The organism is Methylophaga sp. UBA4204 (genome assembly GCF_002379485.1).
Taxonomy (GTDB): Bacteria; Pseudomonadota; Gammaproteobacteria; order Nitrosococcales; family Methylophagaceae; genus Methylophaga.
In genome coordinates, this window is the sequence record NZ_DFTU01000013.1 from 16,782 (window position 1) to 17,220 (window position 439).

Annotated in this window: 1 pseudogene; it reads left to right on the plus strand. The window is 50.6% G+C overall.

The features are described 5' to 3' along the window. Positions 1–439 (plus strand): annotated as a pseudogene (ftsA, locus tag B3182_RS16310) (cell division protein FtsA); the annotation flags it as partial.

The following is a 439-nucleotide window of genomic DNA, read 5'->3' on the forward strand; positions in this document are numbered from 1 at the left end:
GAGCTGATGGCTGGATGCCAGATCCACTCTGTATTTGCCGGGATTGCCGGGAGTCATATTCGTAGTCTGAACTCACATGGCACCGTAGCCATTCGAGATAAGGAAGTGACACAGGGCGATTTGGACCGGGTACTGGATGCCGCTCGGGCAGTTCATTTCCCTGGCGATCAGCAATTACTGCATGTATTGCCTCAGGAATTCATTATCGATAACCAGGAAGGTATACGTGAGCCTATCGGCATGTCAGGAGTACANNAGTACGGCTGGAAGCCAAAGTGCATCTGATTACCGGGGCTGTCAGTGCCGCTCAAAACATCACCAAATGTATCGAGCGCTGTGGATTGATTGTTGATGGAATCATATTGGAACAGATGGCTTCCAGCTACTCGGTACTGGAACAGGACGAGAAAGAACTCGGTGTCTGCATCGTCGATATCGG